The sequence below is a fragment of the Pseudomonas mendocina genome (assembly GCF_900636545.1).
In the GTDB taxonomy this organism is placed as follows: Bacteria; Pseudomonadota; Gammaproteobacteria; order Pseudomonadales; family Pseudomonadaceae; genus Aquipseudomonas; species Aquipseudomonas mendocina.
This window is the reverse complement of the sequence record NZ_LR134290.1, coordinates 1,249,217-1,273,976: the sequence shown is the minus strand read 5'-3', so window position 1 is coordinate 1,273,976 and position 24,760 is coordinate 1,249,217. Positions and strand designations below refer to the sequence as shown.

Annotated in this window: 26 protein-coding genes; 18 read left to right on the top strand and 8 right to left on the bottom strand. The window is 63.6% G+C overall.

Annotated features, from left to right (window positions below; translation table 11 throughout):
* Positions 1-115: 115 nt before the first annotated feature.
* Positions 116-1,516: a dihydrolipoyl dehydrogenase gene (lpdA, locus tag EL191_RS05855; RefSeq protein ID WP_041977286.1), complete on the bottom strand. Its 1,401-nt coding sequence runs from the start codon at positions 1,514-1,516 to the stop codon at positions 116-118.
* A gap of 15 nt (positions 1,517-1,531) precedes the next feature.
* Entirely contained in the window at positions 1,532-2,731 is a 1,200-nt protein-coding gene (locus EL191_RS05850; RefSeq protein WP_041977284.1) for a Bcr/CflA family efflux MFS transporter, read from the bottom strand.
* Positions 2,732-2,826: 95 nt separating this feature from the next.
* Between EL191_RS05850 and EL191_RS05845 the strand changes: the two genes are divergently transcribed.
* A complete protein-coding gene (locus EL191_RS05845; protein WP_041977282.1) occupies positions 2,827-3,396 on the top strand; it encodes a PaaI family thioesterase in 570 nt (189 codons plus the stop codon).
* Between the two features lie 29 nt (positions 3,397-3,425).
* Positions 3,426-3,992 (top strand): TetR/AcrR family transcriptional regulator, encoded by a 567-nt coding sequence (locus EL191_RS05840; RefSeq protein WP_013714290.1) that lies wholly within the window; start codon positions 3,426-3,428, stop codon positions 3,990-3,992.
* 118 nt (positions 3,993-4,110) lie between these two features.
* Here the strand turns inward: EL191_RS05840 and EL191_RS05835 are convergent, their stop codons facing one another.
* Positions 4,111-4,905 (bottom strand): SDR family NAD(P)-dependent oxidoreductase, encoded by a 795-nt coding sequence (locus EL191_RS05835; RefSeq protein ID WP_013714289.1) that lies wholly within the window; start codon positions 4,903-4,905, stop codon positions 4,111-4,113.
* Positions 4,906-5,333: 428 nt separating this feature from the next.
* On the opposite strand from EL191_RS05835, the gene EL191_RS05830 reads away from it, so the two are divergent.
* The 3 genes from EL191_RS05830 to EL191_RS05820 all read left to right on the top strand — a co-directional run bounded on the left by EL191_RS05830 (position 5,334) and on the right by EL191_RS05820 (position 7,635).
* Positions 5,334-6,140, top strand: coding sequence for an outer membrane protein OmpK (locus EL191_RS05830; protein WP_013714288.1), 807 nt, complete (start codon positions 5,334-5,336; stop codon positions 6,138-6,140).
* A 121-nt stretch (positions 6,141-6,261) separates the two neighbouring features.
* Positions 6,262-7,107, top strand: coding sequence for an EamA family transporter (locus EL191_RS05825; protein ID WP_013714287.1), 846 nt, complete (start codon positions 6,262-6,264; stop codon positions 7,105-7,107).
* A 54-nt stretch (positions 7,108-7,161) separates the two neighbouring features.
* Positions 7,162-7,635 carry an LEA type 2 family protein gene (locus tag EL191_RS05820; RefSeq protein WP_041977279.1) on the top strand — a complete coding sequence of 158 codons (474 nt, stop codon included), beginning with the start codon at positions 7,162-7,164 and terminating at the stop codon, positions 7,633-7,635.
* A 26-nt stretch (positions 7,636-7,661) separates the two neighbouring features.
* On the opposite strand, the gene EL191_RS05815 is transcribed toward EL191_RS05820, so the two are convergent.
* Complete coding sequence (locus tag EL191_RS05815; RefSeq protein WP_041977277.1) at positions 7,662-8,456, bottom strand: gamma-glutamyl-gamma-aminobutyrate hydrolase family protein; 795 nt, start codon at positions 8,454-8,456, stop codon at positions 7,662-7,664.
* Positions 8,457-8,918: 462 nt separating this feature from the next.
* Between EL191_RS05815 and EL191_RS05810 the strand changes: the two genes are divergently transcribed.
* Together EL191_RS05810 and EL191_RS05805 are read left to right on the top strand one after the other, a co-directional pair.
* Positions 8,919-9,260 carry a zinc ribbon domain-containing protein YjdM gene (locus EL191_RS05810; protein WP_041977275.1) on the top strand — a complete coding sequence of 114 codons (342 nt, stop codon included), beginning with the start codon at positions 8,919-8,921 and terminating at the stop codon, positions 9,258-9,260.
* A gap of 74 nt (positions 9,261-9,334) precedes the next feature.
* Positions 9,335-10,057 (top strand): substrate-binding periplasmic protein, encoded by a 723-nt coding sequence (locus tag EL191_RS05805; protein WP_017361860.1) that lies wholly within the window; start codon positions 9,335-9,337, stop codon positions 10,055-10,057.
* A 4-nt stretch (positions 10,058-10,061) separates the two neighbouring features.
* Here the strand turns inward: EL191_RS05805 and EL191_RS05800 are convergent, their stop codons facing one another.
* The 4 genes from EL191_RS05800 to EL191_RS05785 form a co-directional block, all read right to left on the bottom strand.
* Positions 10,062-10,835, bottom strand: a complete 774-nt coding sequence (locus tag EL191_RS05800; protein WP_041977273.1) for a hypothetical protein — start codon at positions 10,833-10,835, stop codon at positions 10,062-10,064.
* Between the two features lie 143 nt (positions 10,836-10,978).
* Positions 10,979-12,310: a spinster family MFS transporter gene (locus tag EL191_RS05795; RefSeq protein ID WP_041977271.1), complete on the bottom strand. Its 1,332-nt coding sequence runs from the start codon at positions 12,308-12,310 to the stop codon at positions 10,979-10,981.
* A gap of 365 nt (positions 12,311-12,675) precedes the next feature.
* Complete coding sequence (hemH, locus tag EL191_RS05790) at positions 12,676-13,698, bottom strand: ferrochelatase (protein ID WP_041977269.1); 1,023 nt, start codon at positions 13,696-13,698, stop codon at positions 12,676-12,678.
* A gap of 12 nt (positions 13,699-13,710) precedes the next feature.
* A complete protein-coding gene (locus EL191_RS05785) occupies positions 13,711-14,613 on the bottom strand; it encodes a TIGR01777 family oxidoreductase (RefSeq protein ID WP_041977266.1) in 903 nt (300 codons plus the stop codon).
* A gap of 333 nt (positions 14,614-14,946) precedes the next feature.
* Here EL191_RS05785 and EL191_RS05780 point away from each other — a divergent pair, with 333 nt between their 5' ends.
* The 11 genes from EL191_RS05780 (at position 14,947) to EL191_RS05730 (ending at position 24,675) form a co-directional block, all read left to right on the top strand.
* On the top strand, positions 14,947-15,933 hold the full coding sequence (locus EL191_RS05780) for an NAD(P)/FAD-dependent oxidoreductase (RefSeq protein WP_017361865.1): 987 nt from the start codon (positions 14,947-14,949) through the stop codon (positions 15,931-15,933).
* Positions 15,930-16,172 (top strand): TIGR02450 family Trp-rich protein, encoded by a 243-nt coding sequence (locus EL191_RS05775; RefSeq protein WP_013714277.1) that lies wholly within the window; start codon positions 15,930-15,932, stop codon positions 16,170-16,172. Before EL191_RS05780 ends, EL191_RS05775 begins: the two co-directional genes overlap by 4 nt.
* A gap of 171 nt (positions 16,173-16,343) precedes the next feature.
* Positions 16,344-17,294, top strand: coding sequence for a YbgA family protein (locus EL191_RS05770; protein ID WP_026042006.1), 951 nt, complete (start codon positions 16,344-16,346; stop codon positions 17,292-17,294).
* A gap of 4 nt (positions 17,295-17,298) precedes the next feature.
* Positions 17,299-18,255: a MerR family transcriptional regulator gene (locus EL191_RS05765; protein ID WP_017361868.1), complete on the top strand. Its 957-nt coding sequence runs from the start codon at positions 17,299-17,301 to the stop codon at positions 18,253-18,255.
* Positions 18,243-19,679, top strand: coding sequence for a deoxyribodipyrimidine photo-lyase (phrB, locus tag EL191_RS05760; protein ID WP_041977262.1), 1,437 nt, complete (start codon positions 18,243-18,245; stop codon positions 19,677-19,679). The genes EL191_RS05765 and phrB overlap by 13 nt, the downstream gene beginning before the upstream one ends.
* Positions 19,676-20,098, top strand: a complete 423-nt coding sequence (locus tag EL191_RS05755) for a nuclear transport factor 2 family protein (RefSeq protein ID WP_041977259.1) — start codon at positions 19,676-19,678, stop codon at positions 20,096-20,098. Before phrB ends, EL191_RS05755 begins: the two co-directional genes overlap by 4 nt.
* The gene (locus EL191_RS05750; protein ID WP_041977257.1) at positions 20,095-20,850 is read left to right on the top strand and encodes an SDR family NAD(P)-dependent oxidoreductase; all 756 of its coding nucleotides are present in this window, start codon (positions 20,095-20,097) and stop codon (positions 20,848-20,850) included. The genes EL191_RS05755 and EL191_RS05750 overlap by 4 nt, the downstream gene beginning before the upstream one ends.
* Positions 20,847-22,094, top strand: coding sequence for an NAD(P)/FAD-dependent oxidoreductase (locus EL191_RS05745; RefSeq protein ID WP_041977255.1), 1,248 nt, complete (start codon positions 20,847-20,849; stop codon positions 22,092-22,094). The genes EL191_RS05750 and EL191_RS05745 overlap by 4 nt, the downstream gene beginning before the upstream one ends.
* Positions 22,094-22,894 carry a DUF1365 domain-containing protein gene (locus EL191_RS05740; protein WP_041977253.1) on the top strand — a complete coding sequence of 267 codons (801 nt, stop codon included), beginning with the start codon at positions 22,094-22,096 and terminating at the stop codon, positions 22,892-22,894. The genes EL191_RS05745 and EL191_RS05740 overlap by 1 nt, the downstream gene beginning before the upstream one ends.
* On the top strand, positions 22,881-24,155 hold the full coding sequence (locus tag EL191_RS05735) for an SAM-dependent methyltransferase (protein ID WP_041977249.1): 1,275 nt from the start codon (positions 22,881-22,883) through the stop codon (positions 24,153-24,155). Before EL191_RS05740 ends, EL191_RS05735 begins: the two co-directional genes overlap by 14 nt.
* A complete protein-coding gene (locus EL191_RS05730) occupies positions 24,148-24,675 on the top strand; it encodes a DUF2878 domain-containing protein (RefSeq protein WP_041977247.1) in 528 nt (175 codons plus the stop codon). The genes EL191_RS05735 and EL191_RS05730 overlap by 8 nt, the downstream gene beginning before the upstream one ends.
* Positions 24,676-24,760 lie beyond the last annotated feature (85 nt).

The following is a 24,760-nucleotide window of genomic DNA, read 5'->3' as shown; positions in this document are numbered from 1 at the left end:
GCCCAGCCAGAGAAAAACGCGGCACTCACAGGTGCGCCGCGCACACCGATCTAATGACTCGATCAGGATAATTCCCACTGCGCACGGCGCGGGATACGCCGCGAGCCCTTCTCCCTTACGCCTGCATCGTCCAGCCATGCACGCCCATCGCCGCCTGGCGCCCGGCCTCGGAACGGGTCGGGTGCGGATGACAGGTCAGCGCGATGTCCTCGGCCGAGGCTGAGAACTCCATGGCCACGCAGTACTCACCGATCAACTCGCCCACGCTCGGACCGATCATGTGTACGCCGAGGATCTGGTCGGTATTGGCGTCGGCGAGAATCTTCACGAAACCTTCGGTCTCGTGGTTGATCTTCGCCCGGCTGTTGGCGGTGAAGGGAAACTTGCCCACCTTGTAGGCGCGACCCTCTGCCTTCAGCTCCTCCTCGCCCTTGCCGACGCTGGCCACCTCAGGGCGGGTGTAGATCACCCCGGGGATCACCCCGTAGTTGACCTCCGCCTTATGCCCGGCGATGCGTTCGATGCAGGCCACCGCCTCGTCTTCGGCCTTGTGCGCGAGCATCGGCCCGGAGGTGACGTCACCGATCACCCACACGCCAGGTACGCCGCTCTGATGTTTTTCGTTGGCGAGCATGCCGCGCTTGTCGGTGTTCAGGCCGACAGTCTCCAGACCGAGCCCCTTGGTGTAGGGACGCCGGCCGATGGCCACCAGCACGTAGTCGGCTTCCAGGGTTTCACTCGCACCGCCAGCGGCAGGCTCCAGACTCAGGGTCACGCCGGACTTGCTCGCCTTCGCGCCCATGACCTTGGTACCCAGCTTGAAGCTCATGCCCTGCTTGCCCAGGGTGCGTTGCAGGGTCTTGGCGGTCTCGCCATCCAGGCCGGGACAGATGCGGTCGAGGTATTCCACCACGGTGACCTGGCTACCCAGGCGGCGCCATACCGAGCCCAGCTCCAGGCCGATCACCCCGGCGCCGATCACCACCAGGTGCTTGGGCACTTCCGGCAACGACAGCGCACCGGTGGAATCGAGGATACGCGCATTATCGATGGTCACGCCCGGCAGCGGCGTCGGCTCGGAGCCAGTGGCGATGACGATGTTCTTCGTTTCCAGCAGGCGCTCGCCGCCCTCGTGCAGCTTGACCTGCACCCGACCAGGGCCGTCGATGCGTCCCCAGCCCTTGACCCATTCCACCTTGTTCTTGCGAAACAGGAATTCCACACCCTTGGTCAAGGCTTCGACGCTGTCGGCCTTCTGCTTCATCATCTGCGCCAGGTTGAGCGTCGGCGTAACCTCTACCCCCAGTGCACTGAGCTCACCACCGGCCGCCGCCTCGTAGAGTTCGGAGGCATGCAGCAGCGCCTTGGACGGCATGCAACCGACGTTCAGGCAGGTGCCGCCAAGGGTTTCGCGACCTTCCACGCAGGCCACCTTCAGGCCCAGTTGGCCGGCGCGAATGGCGGCGTTGTAACCGCCGGGGCCGGCGCCGATGATGACCACGTCATAGCTGCTCATTGCTTTGTCCTCGAATCAGGGAAGTTTGCCGACCACCGCAGCCGTAACGACCGGGCGGACACGCAGAAGGTGGAAGAACAGAAACGCCAGCACGGCGAACAGCGTGTTCAGGGCAACCATAGGCCAAGCCGAGCCATCCTGCAGAGCGCCGAGCAGCAACCCCGCCAGGGTGGCGCCGGCCATCTGCGAGAAGCCCATCAAACCTGCCGCCAAGCCGGCACGCTGCGGATTGGGAATCACCGCGCCGGCCACGGCGGCGGGCAGCAGCATGCCGCCACCCAGCGTCACCAACACCTGCGGTAGCGACAGCCCCAGCAGCGACAGGCCGGACAACTGATAAACCACCAGGGTCAGCAGCGACCCGATCAGCACCAGCGCCACGCCGATGCCGACTACCCGTTGCGGCCCCATGCGTTGCACGTTACGTAGGGTGAACAGCGCACCGCCGAGCAAGCCGGAAACGACCAGGGCAAAGGTCAGCCCGTACTGCGCGGCGCTCAACCCCAGCTGGCCGATGTACACCGACGACGAGCCGGCCACCACGACGAACATCGCGCCATAGGTGCAGGCGATGGTCAGCGCCAGCGCGCGGCAGCTGGGCCAGACCTGCAGATAGTTGGCCAGCAGCCCCTTGAGCCGGCCCGCCAAGGGATCACGCTGCAGATGCGTCTCGCGGTAGCGGCCAAGCACCGATAGCAGAGCCAGGCTGCCGAGCAGCAGGGTCGCCAATAGCGGTGCGCGCCAGCCGCCGTACTGGGTCAGCAGACCACCGACCACCGGCGACAGCACGATAGCCGTGAACATGCCCAGCACGGTTAGCGCTAGGGCTGGCCCCGCCTGCTCCTGCCACACATCGCGGACGATGGCCCGCGCCAGCACCAGCGCCGCACAGGCGCCCAGACCTTGCAGCACGCGCATGCCGATCAGCATCTCGATATTGGGTGCCAGCAGCATGCCCAGGGTCGCCAGCAGATAGAGGCTCAAGCCAACGAGCAACACCGGCCGGCGCCCCAGTCGATCCGACAGCGGCCCGAGCCACAACTGGCCAAGGCCAAAGGCACCGACGAACAACGACAGCGCCAGCAGACTGCTGCCGGGCTTGGCATGCAGGCCTCGCTCCAGCTCGCCCAGCGCAGGGATCAGCAACTGCGTGGAGGTTTCGCCCAGCGCAGTGAGCAGCATCAGGATGATCAACAGAACACGGGAAGGCTGCATGGCGGAACTCCGATCGACAGCGACTGGCGGCTATTTATATTTCGACCATAATATGAAACATTGAATGTCGTCCATCATATTTACCTGGAGTCTGTATGACCGCCCTATCCCGAGACGCCCGCCTCGCTACCTGGATCGCCGAAGAACAGGCGGTGCGCAGCCAGCTTGCCGCCCCCGGCACCCTCAGCCTGGCGGAGGTGGCCGCCATGACGCCGATGGATTTCTTCGACGGTATCGGTCGCGGTGACCTACCCTCGCCGCCGATCAACGCAGTGCTCGACTTCACCCCGGTGCAGTGGGCCAGCAGCCTGTTCGTATTCCAGGGCTCGCCCGACCAACGCCACTACAACCCGCTGGGCAGTGTGCACGGCGGCTACATCGCCACCCTGCTCGACTCCTGCATGGGTTGCGCCGTGCATACCCTGCTCAAGCCTGGCCAGGGCTACACCACCGCCGACCTGCGGGTGAGCTATATCCGCGCGCTGCGCAGCGAGGCCGGCCCGGTACGTGCCGAGGGCCGCATCATTCACCTCGGTCGCTCCACCGCCCTGGCCGAAGGGCGCTTGTACGACGTCGACGAACGCCTCTACGCCGTGGCCTCCACCACCTGCTTGATTCTCGATATGAACGCCCCACGCCAGAACAGCGATGGGGGTGTAAGATGACGGCCAGCATCTGAAAGACGGGGAAGCCCATGCGCTATTCGGAAGATCACAAGGCCAAGACTCATCAACGCATCATCGAGGAGGCGGCCCTGCGCTTTCGCCGCGACGGCGTCGGTGCCACCGGCCTGCAACCGCTGATGAAGGCGCTGGGCCTGACCCACGGCGGCTTCTACGCCCATTTCAAATCCAAGGACGATCTGGTGGAAACCGCCCTGCAACATGCCGTGCAGGAGCTGTCCAGCAGCACCGAGGCACTGGCAAAGGACGCCGAAGCGCCGCTGCCGCACTTCATTGCCAGCTACCTGTCCAGCGCGCACCGCGCCAATCCTGGTGCTGGCTGCCCATTGCCGACCATGTCGGCGGAACTGGGCCAGCGTGGCGAACCCAGTACGACCACCGACGCGATGGTGCGCAACCGCCTGGCACTGATCGAAAGCAACCTGTCCGGCGATGATGCCGACGATGAAAGCGTGCTGATGCTGTCGGCCATGGTTGGCGCACTGCTGCTGTCGCGTAGCGTCAAGGACCCGGAACTGTCCGACCGCCTGCTGAAAACCACCCGCCGCCTGTTGATTGAGCAGGCACAGAAGCAGTGACGGGCCCGAAGCTATCGTAGGGTGCGCCATGCGCACCTGTGCTACGCGGTGCGAGCGGGCTCCGCTGTAGCAGAGCCCCGAGAGTGGTGCCAGACCCGGTGTGCGCAGCGCCCAGGTATCACTTGTAGCGTCCGGCCGCCTGATTGCGCGACAGATTCGGCCCCAACGCTGCTCGCGCCTTGACGAAGGCGTCCCAATCGGCGGCGTCAGGTAGCGACGGGATGGTCACCAGTTCCTTCTGATCGAAGCCGGCTAGCGCCGCATCGACCATCTCCCCCACTTCCATGATCATCGATGGCGGCAGCGCCGAGGCATCGGTGCCACTGCGCTCCCAGATTTCGGTGCGGGTCACGCCCGGCATCACCGCCTGCAGTTGCACCCCACGCTCGCGCACCTCACCAGCCAGCGTCTGCGTCAGACTCAATACATAGGCCTTGGTCGCGCTGTAGACGGCGTTGAACATCTCGGGAGCAAGGGCCACCACCGAGCCAAGGTTGATGATCCCGCCACGCCCGGCAGCGGAAAAATTGGCTGCCGCTGCGGCGGCCAGGCGAGTTAGCGTCACCACGTTGAGCTGGATCATCGCCTCGGCCTGTTCCAGATCGGCCGCCGCCAGCGTGCCGTTCATGGCAACGCCGGCATTGTTGACCAACAGGGTGATGGAGGAGTCCTCACGCAGGCGCCGCTCCACCTTGAGCACGTCGGCCTTGTTGGTGAGATCGGCCGGCATTACCTCGACCGCAACGCCGTACTCGGCCCCCAGGCGCTCGGCCAAGGCGTTGAGACGCTGGGCATCGCGTGCCACCAGCAGCAGGTCGTGACCGCGCTGAGCCAGGCGATCGGCATAGGTCGCACCGATACCGGTCGAGGCGCCTGTGATCAGAGCAGTTCCGAGGGTGGCTTGGGCATTCATGGTGAGTCTCCAGGGGGGGGATGAGTGAGAGGACATCCTCCCACCAATTAAATTACAACCATAATTTAAATATCATATTACGACCATAATAAAAATAATCAAACTCACAACTGAAGCCGTCCCCGGACATCCGCCAGACGGTTGCGCACCAAGTTATGGCTGTATCTGTCCTCTCGGTCAGAAAACGGTGCAATGGCGACGCCGGATCAACTGCGGGATATCCGTGCATCCGATTGATTTGCAAGGAATATGATCAATCACGAGAATTGGCGCCGTTTTTGCTCTAGCTGTACCAGCCTGACCAGGCAGACAACTTTAATAACGCCATGAGCGTTCTTTGGACATCGCCACGATGACCCGAAGATCCTCCGCCAGAGATGGCAGGCCACAAGAACCATAACGACACGTCTTAACCACCAGGAGCTTTCATGAATCGCACCCTTTCTTCGCTGGCGCTCGCCAGTGGTCTGCTGGCCGGCGGCCAGGCCATCGCCGGTGAACTGCTGCACTGGCAGAACAACAGCCTGACCTATCTCTATGGGCAGGACTTCAAGATCGACCCGGAGATCCAGCAGACCGTCACCTTCGAGCACGCCAGCGGCTGGAGCTTCGGTGACCTGTTCTTCTTTACCGATGTGATCAAGTACAACACCGACGCGCAGAATGGTAACGGCGACGGCCACACCTACTACGGGGAATTCAGCCCACGCCTGTCGTTCGGCAAGATCAGTGGTGCCGACCTGTCCTTCGGACCGATCAAGGACGTACTGCTGGCCTTCACCTACGAATTCGGCGAGAAGGACGTCGATGCCTACCTGCTCGGCCCGGCATTCGATCTGGATATTCCCGGTTTCGACTACTTCCAGCTCAACACCTACCTGCGCAAACCGGACGGCAGCCGCCCAGGCAAAAACGTCTGGCAGATCACCCCGGTATGGAGCTACACCATTCCGGTCGGCGAATCCGACATCCTCATCGACGGCTTCATGGACTGGGTGGTGGACAACGACAGCAACCGCCGCGGTGACTACCACGCCAACCTGCACTTCAACCCACAGATCAAGTACGACTTGGGCAAAGCCATGAAGTGGGGCGAGAAACAGCTCTACGTCGGCATCGAGTACGACTACTGGAAGAACAAGTACGGCATCAAGGACGGTGGTTTCGTCAGCGACAACTTCGTCGGTCCGACCGACCAGAACACCGCCAGCCTGCTGGTCAAGGCGCATTTCTGATCGCCGCGCGCATGCGTGAACGGCCAAGGTCGCAGCGACTTGCGACCTTCTGCCAATGCCCAGCATCGGCCGGGCATGTTTAGCTGCGAGGCATCACCAGACCTTCACCCAAGGATGGACGATGCCTCCGCGTATCCTGCTACTCACCACCCTCGCCATGCTGGCCTTCGCCGGCAACTCGCTGCTGTGCCGCCTGGCATTGCGTGAAACCCAGATCGACGCGGCAAGCTTCACCGCCATTCGCCTGCTCTGCGGCGCAGTGACACTGTGGGCACTGCTGAAACTGCGGCAAGGCAAGCAGCCCCTGGCCGGCAACTGGACTGGCGCCCTGGCGCTGTTCACTTATGCAGCTGCCTTTTCCTTCGCCTACCTGCAATTGGATACCGGTGTCGGTGCCCTGCTGCTGTTCGGCGCGGTGCAGTTGAGCATGCTGCTCTGGGGCTGGCTGCGCGGCGAACGTCTTGGCCTGGCAGCCAGCCTTGGTACAGCACTGGCTGCGGCGGGCCTGTTGGCGCTGCTGCTACCAGGCGCCAGCGCGCCACCGCTGTTGGCCGCCTTGCTGATGTTGCTGGCCGGTATCGCCTGGGGCGCGTATTCCTTGCTCGGGCGTGGCCAGGGGAGTCCGCTGGCGGTGACCGCCGGCAACTTCATGCGCGCAACGCCATTGGCGTTACTGCTGGCTACGTTGCTGTTAGGGCAGCTCGACTGGGATGGACCAGGCCTGCTCTATGCGCTGCTGTCCGGTGCGCTGACTTCAGGTATCGGTTACGCCATCTGGTACAGCGCCCTGCCCGGCCTGCGCGCCAGCCAGGCCGCCACCGTGCAATTGAGCGTACCGATCCTCGCCGCACTTGGTGGCAGCCTGCTGCTGGGCGAAGCACTCAGCGTGCGCCTGATGCTCAGCTCCGTTGCCGTGCTGGGTGGGATCGCACTGGTGCTGGGCAGCCGGCAACGTGCCGGGAGCTAATCGCAAGCACAGTGGTCTTCTATCCTGAGCCCACAAAGTCCAGGGAAGATCGCCATGCCGCGCCTGCTCCGTCTTTGCCTTGTCATCCTGCTCGCCGCAGGCCTCGGCGCTTGTGCCGGCCTGAGCAATCGTGACCCGCTGCGGGTCGACCTGGTCGGCCTGGAACCGCTGCCCGGTCAGGGCCTGGAGGTGCGCTTCGCGGTCAAGCTGCGGGTGCAGAACCCCAACGACAGCGCGGTGAGCTTCAACGGTATGGCACTTGATCTGGATGTGAACGGCCAGCCACTGGCCAGCGGCGTCAGCGATCAGAGCGGCAACGTGCCGCGCTTCGGGGAAACGGTGGTGAGCGTGCCGGTGAGCATTTCCGCCTTTTCGGTGATGCGCCAAGCCTGGGGTGCTGCCGGCTACCAACCGGGTCAGGAGGTGCCCTACAGGCTGCGCGGCAAACTGGCTGACGGCCTGTTCGGCACGCGCCGCTTCAGCGACAGCGGCACCCTGAACTGGCCGCAGCCGCCAAGCCCCTACTGACGGAGGAGCTGGCGGCAGCGCCTGATTCAGGCAGCCTGACGGCTGTTGCGCGAGGCTACACGACGGTGACAGGCGTCACCGAAAGCCTGGAAGATCTTCACCGAATCCGGGTTCAGCGCGGCCTGCCATTCCGGATGCCACTGCACCGCAAACAGGAAAGGCGACAGGCTTGGCGCGTGAACGGCCTCAATCAGGCCATCCTCGGCGGTGGCCAGCACTTCCAGCCCCTTGCCCAGCGTGCGGATGGCCTGGCCATGCAGGGAGTTGACCTGGATCTCGTCCTTGCCCAGCAGGTCGGCGAACCAGCTTCCGGGCACCGGACGTACGCTGTGGCTGGGCGCGTACTGCACCTCGACCGGGTCATCAGGATTTTCACGGTGGTCGTTGAAGCCGGGCTCGGCGTAGACCTTCTGATAGATGTCGCCGCCCAGTGCCACGTTGATTTCCTGCATGCCCCGGCAGATACCGAAGATCGGCAGACCGCGGGCGATGGCGGCACGAATCAGCGGCAGGTCGAACAGATCACGGTCACGATCCTGGCCCTTGTTCGGCGTTTCGTTCTCCTGCCCGTACAACGCGGGGTCGATATTGCTGCCGGCCCCGGTCAGGTAAACGCCGTCGGCCATGTCCAGATACTGCTCGAGGTCATCGATACCGCAGCAAGTGGGCACCAGCACCGGCCTACAACCGGAGAACTGGACCAGAGGCTGGATGTATTTGTGAGTCATTACTTGGTAGTCGTGGCCCTTGCGCTCTTGAGCGCCCATGGACATCAGCACGACGGGCTTGCGGGAAGTGTTGCGGATCTTGTTCTCGGACATACGTCACCTTGGGACAGGCCGGGCCTGTCGTTGCTGTGCAGACCGGTGTACAGCAGAGGCTCTGCCGACACGGATGGCCTGTTTGGCTAACCCCGTGCACCCATGCTCTTCCTGAGCCAGCGTGTCGCCTTCCGACGGCGGCTCGAACCGGGTCAGCTCCATCCAGAGAGGGGCTGCAGCGACGCTGCCCATTACCCGGTTCGGCAACGGAATCTGCAGCCAGTCTGCCCGAGCCGTAAAATATGTCAAACAAATCCACTCAAAATCTCACAACAGGCCTTCTAGCAATACTGCCGGAAAGCCCATTAAAAGGCTTACAAGGGCGATATCCGACAAAAACGGCCAGATAGAAGTCCAATATTTAAAACACCCTACTGCCAGGCGCGCCTCAGCCTGAAGCAGCGCCCGCCGACAAAACCCTATATAATCTGCGGTTTTCTCATCACACCTTGAGGATGCCCCTTGAGCGCTTTGCCACCCTGCCCCAAATGCAACTCCGAATACACCTACGAAGACGGCGACCAGCTGATCTGCCCCGAGTGCGCCCATGAATGGAAAGCCGGCGAAAATGCCGACGCCAGCGACGATGCGCGCGTGATCAAGGACTCGGTCGGCAACCTGCTGCAGGACGGCGACACTATCACCGTGATCAAGGACCTCAAGGTCAAAGGCTCCTCGCTGGTGGTCAAGGTGGGCACCAAAGTGAAGAACATCCGCCTGGTCGACGGCGATCACGACATCGACTGCAAGATCGATGGCATCGGCGCGATGAAGCTCAAGTCCGAGTTCGTGCGCAAGGTCTGATATTCCTCGCCTCACCCGCCTCGTTCGAAGAAACTGACTAGCCTGAATACAGGTCGGTCACGAGGTATCCCGCCATGCGCTATCTGCTGCTCGCCCTGCTGGCTTTGAGTCACTCGCTGGCAGCACAGCCCTGGCGGGTCGTGGGCGATGAACAGTTCGCGCCCTACAGCTTCGTCACCGCCGATGACGACACCCCACACGGACTCGATGTCGAACTGATCGACGCCGTGCTACGCGAAGCACAGGTCCCCTACGAAATTCGTCTGTATCCCTGGGAGCGAGTCAAGCGCATGCTCGACCGCGGTGAAGTGCAGATGGCCTTCCAGTTCGCCGGCACACCGCAGCGTCAGGAGCAGTACGAACTGGTCGGCCCGCTGCGCAGTGGCTCGACCGTGTTCATGACCACCGGCAAGACCGCGATCAAAGACTGGAAGACACTGGATGATCTTTCGCCGTACGTAATCGGCCAGGTTCGCGGCTATGCCTATGAGGAGAGTTTCGACCGCGCCGACCTGGCTCGCGACAGCAGTGCCCAGAATCCACGGCAGCTGGTGTCGATGCTGCTGGCCGGGCGCATCGACATCATCGTCGGCGATCACACTCAGTTGCTGTATTTCATCCGTGAGCAGCGCGCCCAGGAGCAGGTACGCGTACTCCCTCGCCCGCTGATCCAGATGCCACGCTTCGTCGCCTTCGCCAAAGGCGATGTCGAGCGCGCCCGGCAATTTTCCGAAGCCCTGGTACGTCTACGCAAAGCCGGAAAGCTGGACGAAATCCAGCAGCGCTGGCACCGGTGACGCGCTACTGCACTGGCAGGAAGTTCAGCAGGAACAGGCTCTGCGCGTAGTTAGCGCCCATGCGCCGGTAACGCTCTTCGAGCACGTGCGTGAGTAGATCGAGGCGCGCCACCATCTTGCCGAACTCCACCGCATAGCTGAGGTTATTGCCCTGTTCGGAGAACTCGTTGGATAGCAGTAGCGGCCGGCCCGCGGCATCACGACGCTGCGACAGCATCCAACCAGCCTTCTCCAAGTTGCGCGCAGCGTTGTGGATGAATTGCGCATTGAAGCTGTCGGTCAGGTAAAACTCGGTGCGCCCACCGTGCGCAGTGACCAGCATGCTGCCGATGGCATAGGTGAAGGCAGCCACGCGGTCGCCCTGAAAGGCTGGGCTCAACGAGTAATCCAGCGCCGCGACATCGCGTCGCCCACCCAACGTCGGCCAGTCCTGGTTGTGCTCGATGGCATACTGGATGGCACGCTCGGCCGCGGCGGCATCAGGCAGGGAGTTCTTGCGCCATTCGCGCGGATTACGCTGATACAACTTGTTCATCAGCCGATACAGGCTGTTGAGGTTGTTGCGCATGGCCAGGGTCGCCATACGGTCGACATCGGTTTGCAACACCTCGGTTGGCTTGAGTGGGTTGCGCGTGTGGACGATCGAATCATTGTCCAACCGGCCCGTACAGCCGCCCAGCAACAAGAGCGCAACGAGCCCCGGCAGCAATAACCGTCGTCCCGATACCGAGTCTTTGAATGCCCTGCCCTGCACGGCAGACGCTGGCCCCGCTCCCATTCGGAGATTCCCTGGCTGGCACGCGCCGGAGTGACGCGCGCAACACTCAGAACCTCAGTAAAGCGCAAAAATTCCATGCTGCCCGTGCGCTAGCGCATAAACCGTGCCGAACAACCCTCGACACGGCAGAAAAACGCGCAGGCTCAGGCCGGACTGGCAGCCCATTGCTCCAGTCTTGTCACGCTCTCGCGATAAGGCTTGAGGCTCTTGGCCAGCAGGATGATCGACATCAGCACCGCCAGGGTGGTGACGATCAGCAGCGAATAGCGCAGCGCGGCGTCATCGGCGAAGACGAAGTCGGTGACCAGCGCCACGGCTGTCGGCCCAATGCCCAGGCCGATCAGGGTGATGACGAACAGGTAGATGGCCGACGCCTGGCCGCGCATCGAGTTGGGCATGATTTCCTGGATTGCCGCCGGCGCCACGCCGAACGGCATGCTCAGGCAGAACACCGTAGGCGCCATCAGCAGGCTCGCCCAAAACGCGGTGTCCATCAGCGGAAAAAGCGTCACCATCGGCAAGGCGCCGAGCGCCGAGTAGAGGCCGACGCGCATGTTGGCATCGCTGCGCCCGCGCTTGGCCATCCAGTCTGCCAGGCGGCCGCCGAAGACAATCCCCAGGCAACCGAACACCGCGACGATGCTGCCATAGACGATACCGACCTGGCCGGCATCCCAGCCGTAGGTGCGGATGTAGAAGGAAGGGACCCAGGCCGCGCTGCCGTAACCGGCGAAGGCCAGGCCGGCGAAGCCGAAGTTGTGCAGCAGTACGGTACGCCGGTTGGCGCGGATATAGCGCCCCACCTCGCTGAGCGGCACAGCCACGCCCGCGCCGGCGCCACGCCGGACCGGTTCCTTGACGGCCAGCATCAGCAAAGTGAACAGCACGCCGGCGACCCCGAGAATAAGGAAGATCAACTGCCAGGGGCGTACCTCGCCCAGCACTGGCAAGACCACGTCGCCCTGCGCAGAGGCGAACTGAATGACCAGCCCGCCCACCAGAAAGGCCAGGCCCGAGCCCAGATAAACCCCCATCGAATAAACGCTGATGGCCGTGGCCCGGCGCTCGGCGGGAAAGCTGTCGGCGATCAGGGAATAGGCGGCCGGCGACAACGCCGCCTCACCAACCCCCACGCCGATGCGGCAGAGCAGGAACTGCCAATACATCTTGGCCATGCCGCAGGCTGCAGTGGCAGCACTCCAGAACAGCACGCCAACGGCGATCAGGCCGCGCCGGCTGCGGGTGTCGGCCACACGGCCCAACGGGATACCACACACGGTGTAGAACAGCGCGAAGGACAGCCCCATCAGCAGGCTCATCTGCGTATCGCTGATCAGCAGGTCGCGGCGAATGGGCTCGACCAACAGGTTGAGAATCTGCCGATCGACGAAGGACAGCACGTACGCCACCATCAGGATGGCGACAGTGACCCAGGCTCGGGCACTGGAGGGATAGCCGTTATTGTTGTTATGCACGGACGCTCTCCTCGGCACCGCTTGGGGGTGCTTTTAAAAACCTAGGCGAGGCAGTCAGCGCAAGGCAAAAACCGGCGAAAAAGCGCAGTTTACGAGCTGTAAATGAGCATTTGATTCGCTTCGCTCCCCCCTTCGGGGCCGCGCTAAAGCGCGTTCAGCGTTCGACTGTGAGCCTGTTTTTAACGCAGCGATGGCAACGCAGATAGTTTTTAGAAGCACCCTTGACGCGATGCGCGGTGGTTGAAAGAGCCGTCAGCTTAGGACGATATAAACGGCGGTGAGTATCGCTCGAAGGTGTTATCAGGCCGGCGAATGCTTCATACCCGCCAAGGCGAATGGCTCGCCTCGACGGTATGCGATACGACTTAAAGTGACTGCGGCGCCCGCTCGCACAGGCTGTTCAAGGCAGCTGCCCACTGTGGATGATCGTTCAGGCAAGGTACCAGTTGCAGGCTCTCGCCACCGGCCTCGACGAACTGCTCACGGCCGCGATCACCGATCTCCTCCAGGGTCTCGATACAGTCGGCGACGAAGGCCGGGCACATTACCAACAGCTTCTTCACCCCTTGCGCGGCCAGCTCATCGAGACGCGTCTCGGTATAGGGCTCGATCCACTTGGCGCGGCCCAGGCGCGACTGGAAACTCACCGACCATTGTTCCGGGCGCAGGCCCATGCGCTCGGCGAACAACTCGGCGCTGCGCAGGCTTTGCGCGCGATAGCAGTTGGCGAGCACCTCGGGCGAAGCACTGCGACAGCAGTCGTCGCCTTTCAGGCAATGGCCACTGGGGTCGAGCTTGTGCAGGTGACGCTCGGGTAGACCGTGGAAACTCAGCAACAGGTGGTCGAAATCCTGCTCCAGATAAGGCTTGGCACTGGCCACCAGAGCATCGAGGTATTCCGGCTGGTCGTAGAACGGTGGGAGTGTGGAGAGACGCAGGTCCAGCCCGCGCTCGCGCACCACCCGCTTGACCTCTTCGATCACCGTGGTGGTGGTGCTGTCGGCGAACTGCGGATACAGCGGTGCCAGCGTCACCTGGCGAATGCCCTGCGCCGCCATGCGCTGCAGGGTCGACTCGATGGATGGCTCACCATAGCGCATGGCCAGTTCCACCGGGCCATGGTTCCAGTGAGCCTTCATCGCTTCCTGCAGGCGACGACTGAGCACCACCAGCGGCGATCCCTCATCCCACCAGATCGATGCATAGGCATGCGCAGACGCCGCCGGGCGCTTGATCAGAATCAGCGACACCAGCAGGCGACGCAGCGGCCAGGGCAAATCGATCACGTAGGGATCCATCAGGAACTGATTGAGGTAACGGCGGACATCGGCTACTTCGGTGGACGCGGGCGAACCCAGGTTAACCAGCAACAATGCGTGATCGGTCATGCGAAATCCTAGTCAGTGATGGCTCAGCAAATCCACCAGAGCCACATCCAGATGGGTGAAACGAAAACTGAAGCCCGCCTCCAGCAGGCGGTTCGGCATGGCGCGCTGCCCACCCAGCAGCAATTCGGACATCTCGCCGAGGGCTGCACGCAGGACGAAGGCCGGAGCTGGCAACAGGGTCGGGCGACTCAGAGCCTGCCCCAGCGCCTTGCTGAACTCGGCATTGCGCACCGGTATCGGCGCGCAGGCATTATAAGGACCGCGAGCATCGCCTTGCTGCAAGAGAAAATCCATCAGGCCGATTTGATCAGCGATATGGATCCACGGCATCCACTGCCGACCATCGCCGAGGCGGCCGCCAAGGCCGAGCCTGAATGGCAGCAACAGGCGTTTGAGCATGCCGCCATCAGGGCTCAGCACCAGACCGGTACGGATCAGCACCACGCGAATGCCCAACTCCTCGGCGCGCAGCGCGGTTTCTTCCCAGGCACCGCAAAGCTGCGCGGCAAAATCGTCGGTCACCGGTGGCGTGCTTTCACTCAACTCACGCTCACCAGCATTGCCGTACCAGCCCACTGCCGAGCCCGACAGCAACACGGTCGGGCGCTGCGTTCGCCCCTGCAACCAGGCCAGCAACTGCTCGGTCAAACCGATACGGCTGGACCACAGCAGCGCCTTGCGCTTGCTGCTCCAGGGTTTGTCGGCGATCGGCGCACCAGCCAGGTTGATCACAGCATCCAGGGGCTCCTCACCCAACTCCTCGAGCCGAGCGATACCGCGTACGTCGCTGCCGCAGAGACGCGCGACCTGGCTGGGTTCTCGGCTCCAGACCGTCAGGCGGTGGCCCTGCTCGGCCCAATGTGCGCACAGCGCCCGACCGATCAGGCCGGTACCGCCGGTCAGCAGGATGTGCATGGCATCGTCCTCGCATGGCAATGGAAGAAACTTCACCTTTAGTCTGGTTCATGACGCGCATACCTGTCGCGTTTGTCCTAAACCTAAAGCAAGGAGCGCCACTCAGAACCTGTTCAAAGGCTCGCGAGCTAGAGCTATGCAAGGCAAAAACAGGCGAGGACGCGGAGTTTACGAGTTGTAAATGAGCAGTCCGAGCCAGTTTTTAACGCAGCAGAGCCGACGCGCAGCAGGCTTTGAGCAGGTTCGAACGGCACCAGCTGTACATGAAAACACTCTTGTATAGCTTTTGTCCAAACCTTAGCCTATATAGCATTCGGCGCTGAAGAGGTCACCATGAACGCACCCATCGCCATCATTGGCACCGGTATCGCAGGGCTGTCCGCCGCTCAGGCATTGCATGCGGCCGGGCAGAACATCGAACTGTTCGACAAGAGCCGCGGCAGCGGCGGGCGCATGGCCAGCAAACGCAGCGACGCCGGCAGCCTGGATTTAGGCGCGCAGTACTTCACTGCCCGCGACCGACGCTTCGTCGAAGTCGTGCAGCAATGGCAGGCCCGTGGCTGGGTCGCCGAATGGCAGCCAAGCCTGTACAACGCTCAGGATGGCCAACTGAGCGCCTCGCCGGACGAGCAGGTGCGCTGGGTCGGCAGCCCGCGCATGAGCGCCATCACCCGCGCTATGCTTGGTGCCCTGCCGGTCCGGTTCAGTTGCCGCATCACCGAAGTGTTCCGCGGCGATCACTACTGGAGCCTGCTGGATGCAGACGGCAACAGCCACGGCCCCTACAGCCACGTCATAGTCGCTACGCCTGCACCGCAAGCCACGGCCCTGCTGGCGGCCGCTCCCAAGCTGGCTGGCGCCGCAGCAAGCGTGATCATGGAACCAACCTGGGCCGTGGCGCTGGGCTTCGACAGCGCGCTGGACACCCGTGTGGAGGGCTGCTTCGTACAGGACAGCCCGCTCGACTGGGTGGCTCGCAACCGCAGCAAACCCGGTCGCGACAACCATATCGATACCTGGGTACTGCACGCCGGCAGCGCCTGGAGCCGGCAACACCTGGACCTGGCCAAGGAAGCGGTGATCGAACAGCTACATGGAGCCTTTGCCGAACTGATCGGCTGCGCGGTGCCGCCACCGAGCTTCACCCTTGCTCATCGCTGGCTCTACGCACGCCCCGCGCAGGCACACCAATGGGGCGCGCTGGCCGATGCCGACCTGGGGTTGTATGCCTGCGGCGACTGGTGCCTGTCCGGCAGAGTCGAGGGCGCCTGGCTAAGCGGCCAGGATGCCGCGCGCCGCCTACTCGAGCACCTGCAATGAGCTCGCTCAACGGCAAGCCTGGCAAGCGCCACCTCAACCCGCGCAAGCTGCTGCTGTCGAAGTGGACGGCAGCGCAACCAAAGAATCGCGAGCGTCACTTCCTGGTCACCGAACTGATCCGCGATGAAGCCGACAACATCCTTGGCGTCGAACTCCAGGCGGTACTCACCCAACGCTGCCAGCAACTCGATTGGCGTCAATTGCAGGATAGCGAGCGCTGGCTACAAGGCTGGCGCTGATCCCTTCCTACCTGGCCTTCAACGGCGACCGCTTTCGCGGCTGTCGTGTACCGCGCTGCGCAAAGCAATACCAAAGCTGTACAAATAATTTGACTTGTACAACCGCACACCTATGATAGACACAGGTTGTACAAGAACAAGTTTATGTACAAGGTCTTTCGAGGTCAGGTTATGCAAGCGAGCAAAGCCAAACTGGGTATCAGCGCCTGCCTGCTGGGTGCTGAAGTACGCTACAACGGCGGCCATAAACTGTCGCGCCTGTGCAGCCGCAGCCTGACCGAACACTTCGACTTCATCCCGGTTTGCCCGGAAGTCGGCATCGGCATGTCGATCCCGCGCGAGCCGATACGCCTGGTCGGTGATCCGCTGGCGCCGCGTGCCGTCGGCACCGTCGACCGCTCACGCGATGTCACCGATGCGCTGGCCGCCTATGGCGAGCGCATGGCGCAGGAGCTGCAGGGCATCAGCGGCTACATCTTCATGCAACAGTCACCCTCCTGCGGTCTGGAACGGGTCAAGGTCTATCAGGAAGGCGGGCGCCCAAGCGAACCGGGCCGCGGCATCTTCGCCGCGGCCTTCTGCGCACGCCATCCGGACCTACCGGTGGAAGAAGATGGCCGTCTCAACGACCCGGTACTGCGCGAAAACTTCATTACCCGCGTATACGCCCACGCCGAATGGCAGCGCCTGCTGCAACAGGGCCTGACCCGGCGCGCGCTGATCGCCTTCCACTCGCGCTACAAGTACCTGCTGATGGCTACCGACCCGGCGCGCTACAAGTCGCTCGGACGCCTGCTAGGCGAACTGAGCCAGCATGATCTCGGCGAGCTGGCGCCGCACTATTTCAGCGAGCTGATGAGTGCATTGAAGAAATGCGCCACGCGCGGCACCCACAGCAACGTGCTGCAGCATCTGAGCGGCTACCTCAAGCGCGCCCTCAGCCCTGACGAGAAGCAGGAGATGCAGCAGCTGATCGGCCAGTACCGCGACGGCATCGTGCCGCTGGTAGTGCCGCTGACGCTGCTCAAACACCACTTCCGCCGCCATCCGGATCGCTACATCGCTGAACAGGCTTACCTGCAGCCACATCCCGAACCTCTTGCCCTGCGCAACGCACTGTGACGCCATGACCAGCGAAACCATTGCCGACGAAGACACCAGCCAGGATTATCGTCAGGCGCTCGATGAGGGCTACCTGCCGATTCGCGAAGTGGCGCGCAGCACCGGCGTAAACGCCGTGACTCTGCGCGCCTGGGAGCGCCGCTACGGCTTGATCGTGCCGTATCGCACGCCCAAGGGCCATCGCCTCTACTCCCCGGCCAACGTCGAACGTATCAACGCCATTCTCGCCTGGCTGGCCCGAGGCGTTGCCGTCGGCCAGGTCAAGGCGCTGCTCGACCATGGCCAGGTCCCCCAGGCCACCAGCAGCGACAACTGGGTGCGCCAGCGCAACGAGATGCTCGGCTGCATCGTCCAGCTCAACGAGCGCCGCCTCGACGACCGCTTCAATTCGGCACTGGCGCTCTACCCTGCCAGCACCCTGGCCGAGCAGCTGTTCTGGCCGCTGCTCGGTGATCTGCGCCAGCGCTGGCAGGGCCAGTTCGGCGCACGCGCCGAGCAGGTGTTCTTTCTTTCCTGGCTGCGCAGCAAGCTGGCCACGCGCATCTACCACTGCAATCGCCAGGTCGGTGGTGCGCCGCTGCTGCTGATCAACCTGGGTGAAGCCCCGATGGAACCGGGCCTGTGGCTATGCGCCTGGCTGGCCAGTGCCAGCGATTGCCCGGTGGAAGTCTTCGATTGGCCGCTGCCGCCTAATGAGCTACTGACGGCGCTGGAGCACATCGCACCACGTGCCGTTTTACTCTACGCCGAGGACGCACTGGACGGCACCCTGGTGCGCCGCCAGTTGCCACGCCTGGCCGAGCAATGCCCGGTGCCGCTACTGATCGCCGGCCCCGCTGCCCATATTCATCGCGACGCCCTGGCTGACCTGGAGTCGGCCAACGATCCGCTCGCCGCGCACGCCTGGCTGCAGCGTCACGGTCTGCTAAGCGTTCAAGAGGTAACCCCATGCAGCAACTGATGTGGTTTCGCAGTGACCTGCGCGTCCAGGACAACACCGCCCTGAGCCAGGCCATGAGCCGCGGCGCGACCATCGCCCTGTATCTCATCACGCCCGATCAGTGGCAGCGTCACGACGATGCGCCCTGCAAGGTGGACTTCTGGCTGCGTAATCTGCGCGAGCTGAGCAAGGCCCTGGCCGAACTCAACGTGCCGCTGCTGGTGCGCCAGTGCCACGACTGGGGTGACGTGCCGGTTCAGGTGGCCGACGTCTGCCAGGAGCACACCATCTGCGCCGTGCACGTCAACGAGGAATACGGCATCAACGAAAGCCTGCGCGATCGTCGGGTCAGCGCCTACCTGAGCCAGCAGGCCATCGCCTGGCATAGCCATCTCGACCAGATCCTGTTCAAGCCGGGCAGCGTGCTGACACGCTCCGGTGGTTACTTTCAGGTCTACAGCCAGTTCCGCAAGGTCTGCTACGAGCGTCTGCACAGCGCGCTACCGCCGCTGGTCACGCTACCAAAGGCGCAGACGCCGATGGTCGTGAAGAGCGACATCATTCCCGACAGCGTCAAGGGCTTCGCCACGCCCAGCGAAAGTTTGCGCCTGCTGTGGCCCGCTGGAGAGCAAGCGGCATTGCAGCGCCTGGAGCGCTTTGCCGACGAGCAGGTGGCCTTCTACAAGGACGAACGCGACTTCCCCGCCAAACCGGGCACCAGCCAGCTTTCAGCCTATCTGGCCGCTGGCATCCTCTCGCCGCGGCAGTGCCTGCATGCAGCGCTGTCGGCCAACCGCGGCGAGTTCGACAGTGGCAACCAGGGCGTCGTTACCTGGATCAACGAGCTGCTCTGGCGCGAGTTCTACAAGCACATTCTGGTCGGTTACCCAAGGGTATCGCGGCATCGCGCCTTCCGCCCCGAAACCGAGGCAGTCCCCTGGCGCAACGCGCCGGAGGAGCTGGCCGCCTGGCAGCAGGGCCGCACCGGCTTGCCGATCATCGACGCGGCCATGCGCCAGCTGCTGGAGACCGGCTGGATGCACAACCGCCTGCGCATGGTCGTCGCAATGTTCCTGACCAAGAACCTGCTGATCGACTGGCGCGAGGGCGAGCGCTTCTTCATGCGCCACCTGATCGATGGCGACCTGGCCGCGAACAATGGCGGCTGGCAGTGGAGCGCCTCCACCGGCACCGACGCCGCGCCCTACTTCCGCATCTTCAACCCCATCAGCCAGTCGCAGAAGTTCGACCCTGACGGCCAGTTCATTCGCCAGTGGGTGCCGGAGCTGTCCGGCCTGAACAAGCGCGACATCCACGACCCGTCCGCGCTCGGCGGCCTGTTCGCGCCATCCGGATATCCGCGGCCGATCGTCGACCTGTCACGTTCGCGCGAGCGTGCCCTGGCGGCGTTCAAGAACCTTTCCACCGAGGCCCTTCCAGCATGAGCGACTTTCTGCGCCACTTCGCCGAGCGCTTCACTGCGCTGAACAAGGACAACCTCGACCGCCTGGGCGAGCTGTACAGCGACGATGTGCTGTTTCGCGACCCGCTGCATGAAGTGCACGGCCTGAACGAGATGCGCCGCTACTTCGCCGAGCTGTATGCCAACGTCGAAGCGCTGCGCTTCGAGTTTCACGGCTTCGACCAGGTCGCAGATGGCGAAGGCTACCTGCGCTGGACCATGTATTACCGCCACCCACGCCTGCGCGGTGGCGCCGAGATCACGGTGGAAGGCTGCTCGCACCTGCTCTGGCGCGAGCGCGTCTACCGGCACCGAGATTACTTCGATGCCGGCGCCCTGCTCTACGAACACCTGCCCGTACTCGGCAGCGTGATCGCCTGGCTGAAACGGAGGCTGGCATGAAGCGCATCTGGCTGACCGGCGCCAGCAGCGGCATCGGTGCCGCCCTGGCCGAAGAGTTGCTGCGCGCAGGCCATCGACTGGCGCTCAGCGCGCGCAGCACGGGTCCGCTGCAAACCCTGACCGCACGTTATGGCGATCAGGTGCTGGTGGCCCCCGGGGATCTGACCGACGCCGAGCAGGTGCGCGCCATTGGCGAACGCATCGCTCAACAGTGGGGCGCGCTGGATTGCGCGATCCTCAATGCCGGCACCTGCGAATACGTCGAGGTTCGCCAGTTCGAGGCGGCGATGATCGAACGCGTGGTCAATGCCAACCTGTTTTCCGCCAGCTACTGCATCGAAGCCGCCCTGCCCTTGCTGCGCCGCGGCGAGCGCCCTCATCTGGTCGGGGTCGGCAGCTCGGTGACCTTCATGCCGCTGCCACGTGCCGAAGCCTACGGTGCCTCCAAGGCGGCCATGCGTTACCTGATGCAGACGCTGCGCATTGACCTGGCGGCAGAAGGCATCGACGTCACCCTGGTCAGCCCGGGTTTCGTCGACACCCCGCTGACGCAGAAGAACGACTTTCCCATGCCCATGCGCTGGCCCGTGGAGCGCGCAGCCCGGCATATCGCCGCGCGCCTGGACAAGCGCCCGCACGAAATCGCCTTTCCCACTCCCTTCATCGCCGTACTGAAACTGCTCGGCAGCCTGCCCAGCAGCCTGCAACTGGCCATAGGTCGCCGTCTGGCGCGTAACGAGGACAACGCATGAAAATCGCCATCGTCGGCAGCGGCATCGCCGGCCTGACCTGCGCCTACCTGCTCAACCGCCAGCACGACATTCAGGTGTTCGAGGCCAGCGACTGGATCGGTGGCCACACCCACACCGTCGACGTGCAGGTGGAGGGGCGAAATTACGCCATCGACACCGGCTTCATCGTCTTCAACGACTGGACCTACCCGAATTTCATCCGCCTGCTGGGGCAGGTCGGCGTTGGCTTCAAGCCCACCGAAATGAGCTTTTCGGTGAGCGACCCGGCCACCGGCGTGGAATACAACGGCCACGACCTCAACACCCTGTTCGCCCAGCGCAGCAACCTGCTGTCGCCAGCGTTCTGGGGCATGCTGCGCGACATCCTGCGCTTCAATCGCCAGTCGCTGGACGACCTGGCCAACAACCGCATCGACGCCGATACCACGCTCGGCCAGTACCTCGAGCGCAACGGCTATGGCCGCCGCTTCATCGAGCATTACATCGTGCCGATGGGCTCGGCCATCTGGTCGATGTCGCTGGCCGACATGCTCGGCTTCCCGCTGCAGTTCTTCGTGCGCTTCTGCAAGAATCACGGCCTGCTCTCGGTCAGCGACCGGCCGACCTGGCAGGTGATCGAAGGCGGCTCGCGCAGCTACGTGGCACCCTTGACCGCCAGCTTCGCCGAACGCATTCGCCTCAACTGCCCGGTCAGCCGCGTCGTCCGTGATCAGGATGGCGTCACCCTGCACAGCGCAGCCGGCAGCGAGCGCTTCGACAAGGTGATCTTCGCCTGCCACAGCGACCAGGCCCTGGCCCTGCTCGAGCAGCCCAGCGAACAGGAGCGGGACATTCTCGGCGCCCTGCCCTACGCCAACAACGATGTGGTGTTGCATACCGATACACACCTGCTGCCCAAGCGCAAGCTGGCCTGGGCCAGCTGGAACTATCGACTGGGCGGGCCGACCGATCAGCCTGCAGCCGTCACCTACAACATGAACATTCTGCAGGGCGTCGAGGCCGACACCACCTTCTGCGTCAGCCTCAACCAGACCGCCGCCATCGACCCAGGCAAGATCCTCGCACGCTTCCAGTACGCTCACCCGCAGTACAGCCTGGCCGGCACCGCCGCCCAGGCGCGCTGGGAAGAGTTGCTCGGCGCCCAGCACAGCTACTACTGCGGCGCCTACTGGGCCAACGGCTTCCATGAAGACGGTGTGGTCAGCGCGCTGCGCGTGGCGCGCGCCTTCGGAGAGACGCTGTGATGCACAGCGCCCTGTACAGCGGCTGGGTGCAGCATCGTCGCTTCGCCCCACGCGCCCATGCCTTTCGCTATCGCATGGGCCTGCTGTATCTCGATCTGAGTGAGCAGGCGCAGCTGTTCGCGTTGTCGAAGCTGGCCGGCTCCGGTCGCTTCGCGCCATTCGCCTTTCGCGAAACCGACTACCTGCCCGAGTCCACCCGCCAGGGCATGGCACTGCACGAGGCGGTGCGCAATCGCGTGGAAGAAGCACTGGGCACACGCCCGCAAGGCCGCATCTGCGTGCTGACGCAACCACGCAGCTGGGGTCTGGCCTTCAACCCGGTGAGCATTTTCTACTGCCATGACAGCGAAGAACGCCTGGTGGCGATTCTCTGCGAAGTCAGCAACACGCCGTGGCGCGAGCGCTATCACTACGTACTGCCGGCTGAGGGCGACGGGCGTCACCAGGTCAGCGTGGACAAGGCCTTCCACGTGTCGCCCTTTCTGCCGCGCGAGCTGGAATACCGCATGAGTTTCAGCCCTGTCGGTGAACGCCTTGGCGTGCACATGGCCGACTGGCAAGGCGCAACCAAGATGTTCGATGCCAGCCTCAGCCTGCAGCGCCAGGCGCTCGACCGCGCCAGCCTGCACCGCTATCTGCTCAGCTTCCCCTGGATGACCGGCAAGACCGTGGCCGCCATCTACTGGCAGGCCCTGCGCCTGCTGCTCAAGCGCATCCCGATTTTCGACCACTCCCCCGCGGAAGGCAGCTTCCGCGTTGCCCGCCCGTACGTGAAGGACACGCCCCATGAAGAGCTCTAGCCTGACCTCCACCCGAAGCCTGGTACGCAGTGGCAATGGCATCGGCGCCGGCCTGCTGCGGCGCGCCGTACTGCGCCAGCTGGAAAACCTGCGCCATGGCCTGCTGCTGATCCAGGAAGGCAGCGATACCCTGCATTTCGGCACGCCGCAGAGCGAGCTGCGCGCGGAGATCCGGGTGAGCGATCCTGCCGCCTGGGGGCTGGTGGCCGGCAATGGCTCCATCGGCGCCGGCGAGGCCTACATCCACGGCTACTGGAGCACGCCGGACCTGACGGCGGTGATCCGCATCTTCGTCGCCAACCTCGACGTACTGGATGCCATGGAAGGCGGCCTGGCGCGCCTGGGACGGCCGCTGATCCAGGGTCTGCACTGGCTCAATCGCAACACCCGGCAGGGCTCGCGGCGCAACATCGCTGCGCACTATGACCTGGGCAACGACCTGTTCGAGCAGTTTCTCGACCCGACCATGATGTACTCGGCAGCCATGTTCAGGCGCGAGGATGACAGCCTGGAGCAGGCGCAACTGAACAAGCTCGAACGCATCTGCCAGAAGCTGGCCCTGCAGCCGTCCGATCATCTGCTGGAAATCGGCACCGGCTGGGGCAGCATGGCGCTCTACGCCGCGACCCACTACGGCTGCCGGGTGACAACCACCACGCTGTCGCGCGAGCAACATGCCTACACCGAGCGACGCATCCGCGAGATGGGCCTGCAGGACCGCGTAACCCTGCTGCTGGAGGACTATCGCGATCTCAAGGGCCAGTACGACAAGCTGGTTTCCATCGAGATGATCGAAGCCGTCGGCCACCGCTATCTCCCCACCTACTTCGAGCAATGTGCGCGTCTGCTCAAACCCGATGGGCTGATGCTGCTGCAGGCCATCACCATTCGCGACCAGCGTTACGAACAGGCCTGCAGCTCGGTGGATTTCATCCAGCGCTACATCTTCCCTGGCGGCGCCCTGCCCTCGGTGCAGAAGATGCTCGACGTGGTCACCCGCCATACCGACTTCAACCTGCATCACATGGAAGATTTCGGCCTGCACTACGCGCGTACCCTGCGCCTGTGGCACGAGAACCTGCGCCAGGCCCGCCAGCGCCTGGAGCAGTTGGGCTACGACGATTACTTCTATCGCCTGTGGGAGTTCTACCTCTGCTATTGCGAAGGCGGCTTCCTCGAACGCACCATTGGTACCGCGCAACTGCTGCTGGCCAAACCGGCCGCTCGCCCTGCGCCACTGTTGGGAAACTTCGATGCCTAAGCTGATCGCCAATGCCCTCCTGTTCCAGCTTGGCTGGCTCGTCTGCGTCTTCGCCGGCGATAGCCCCTGGCTGCTGGTAGTGGCGGCGATCATCGGCGTGCACCTGCTTTGGGTCAGCAGTTGGGCGGCGGAAGGCAAGCTGCTGCTCAGCGTATTTCTCGCCGGCAGCGCGCTGGACAGTTTTCTGCTCAACCTCGGGGTATTCGACTTCGGCGAACCGCGCCAGCTGATCCCGCTGTGGCTGGCCTTGCTCTGGCTGTTGCTGGCCAGCACGCTCAACCACTGCCTGGCCTGGACCGCACAGCCCTGGTGGCGCAGCAGCCTGCTGGGCGCGCTTGCCGCACCGCTGTCCTACTACGGCGGCGCGAAGATCGCGGGCGTCGAGCTGCCGCTGGGTACCTGGCCGACCCTGGCGATTTTCGCTGGCGTCTGGGCCGTGGTCATGCCGGTACTCCATGGCTTCGCCAAGCTGTATGGCGGGCAATACGAGCAGAGCCTGCGTAGCCGGCGCTCGGCCTAGCAGGCCGTTTTTCAGCGCCTGCCAGGGTAGCGCTGCGTCTGTCAGCCCAAGCCCCTGATCGCCACGGCGTGGCGTACACTGCCGC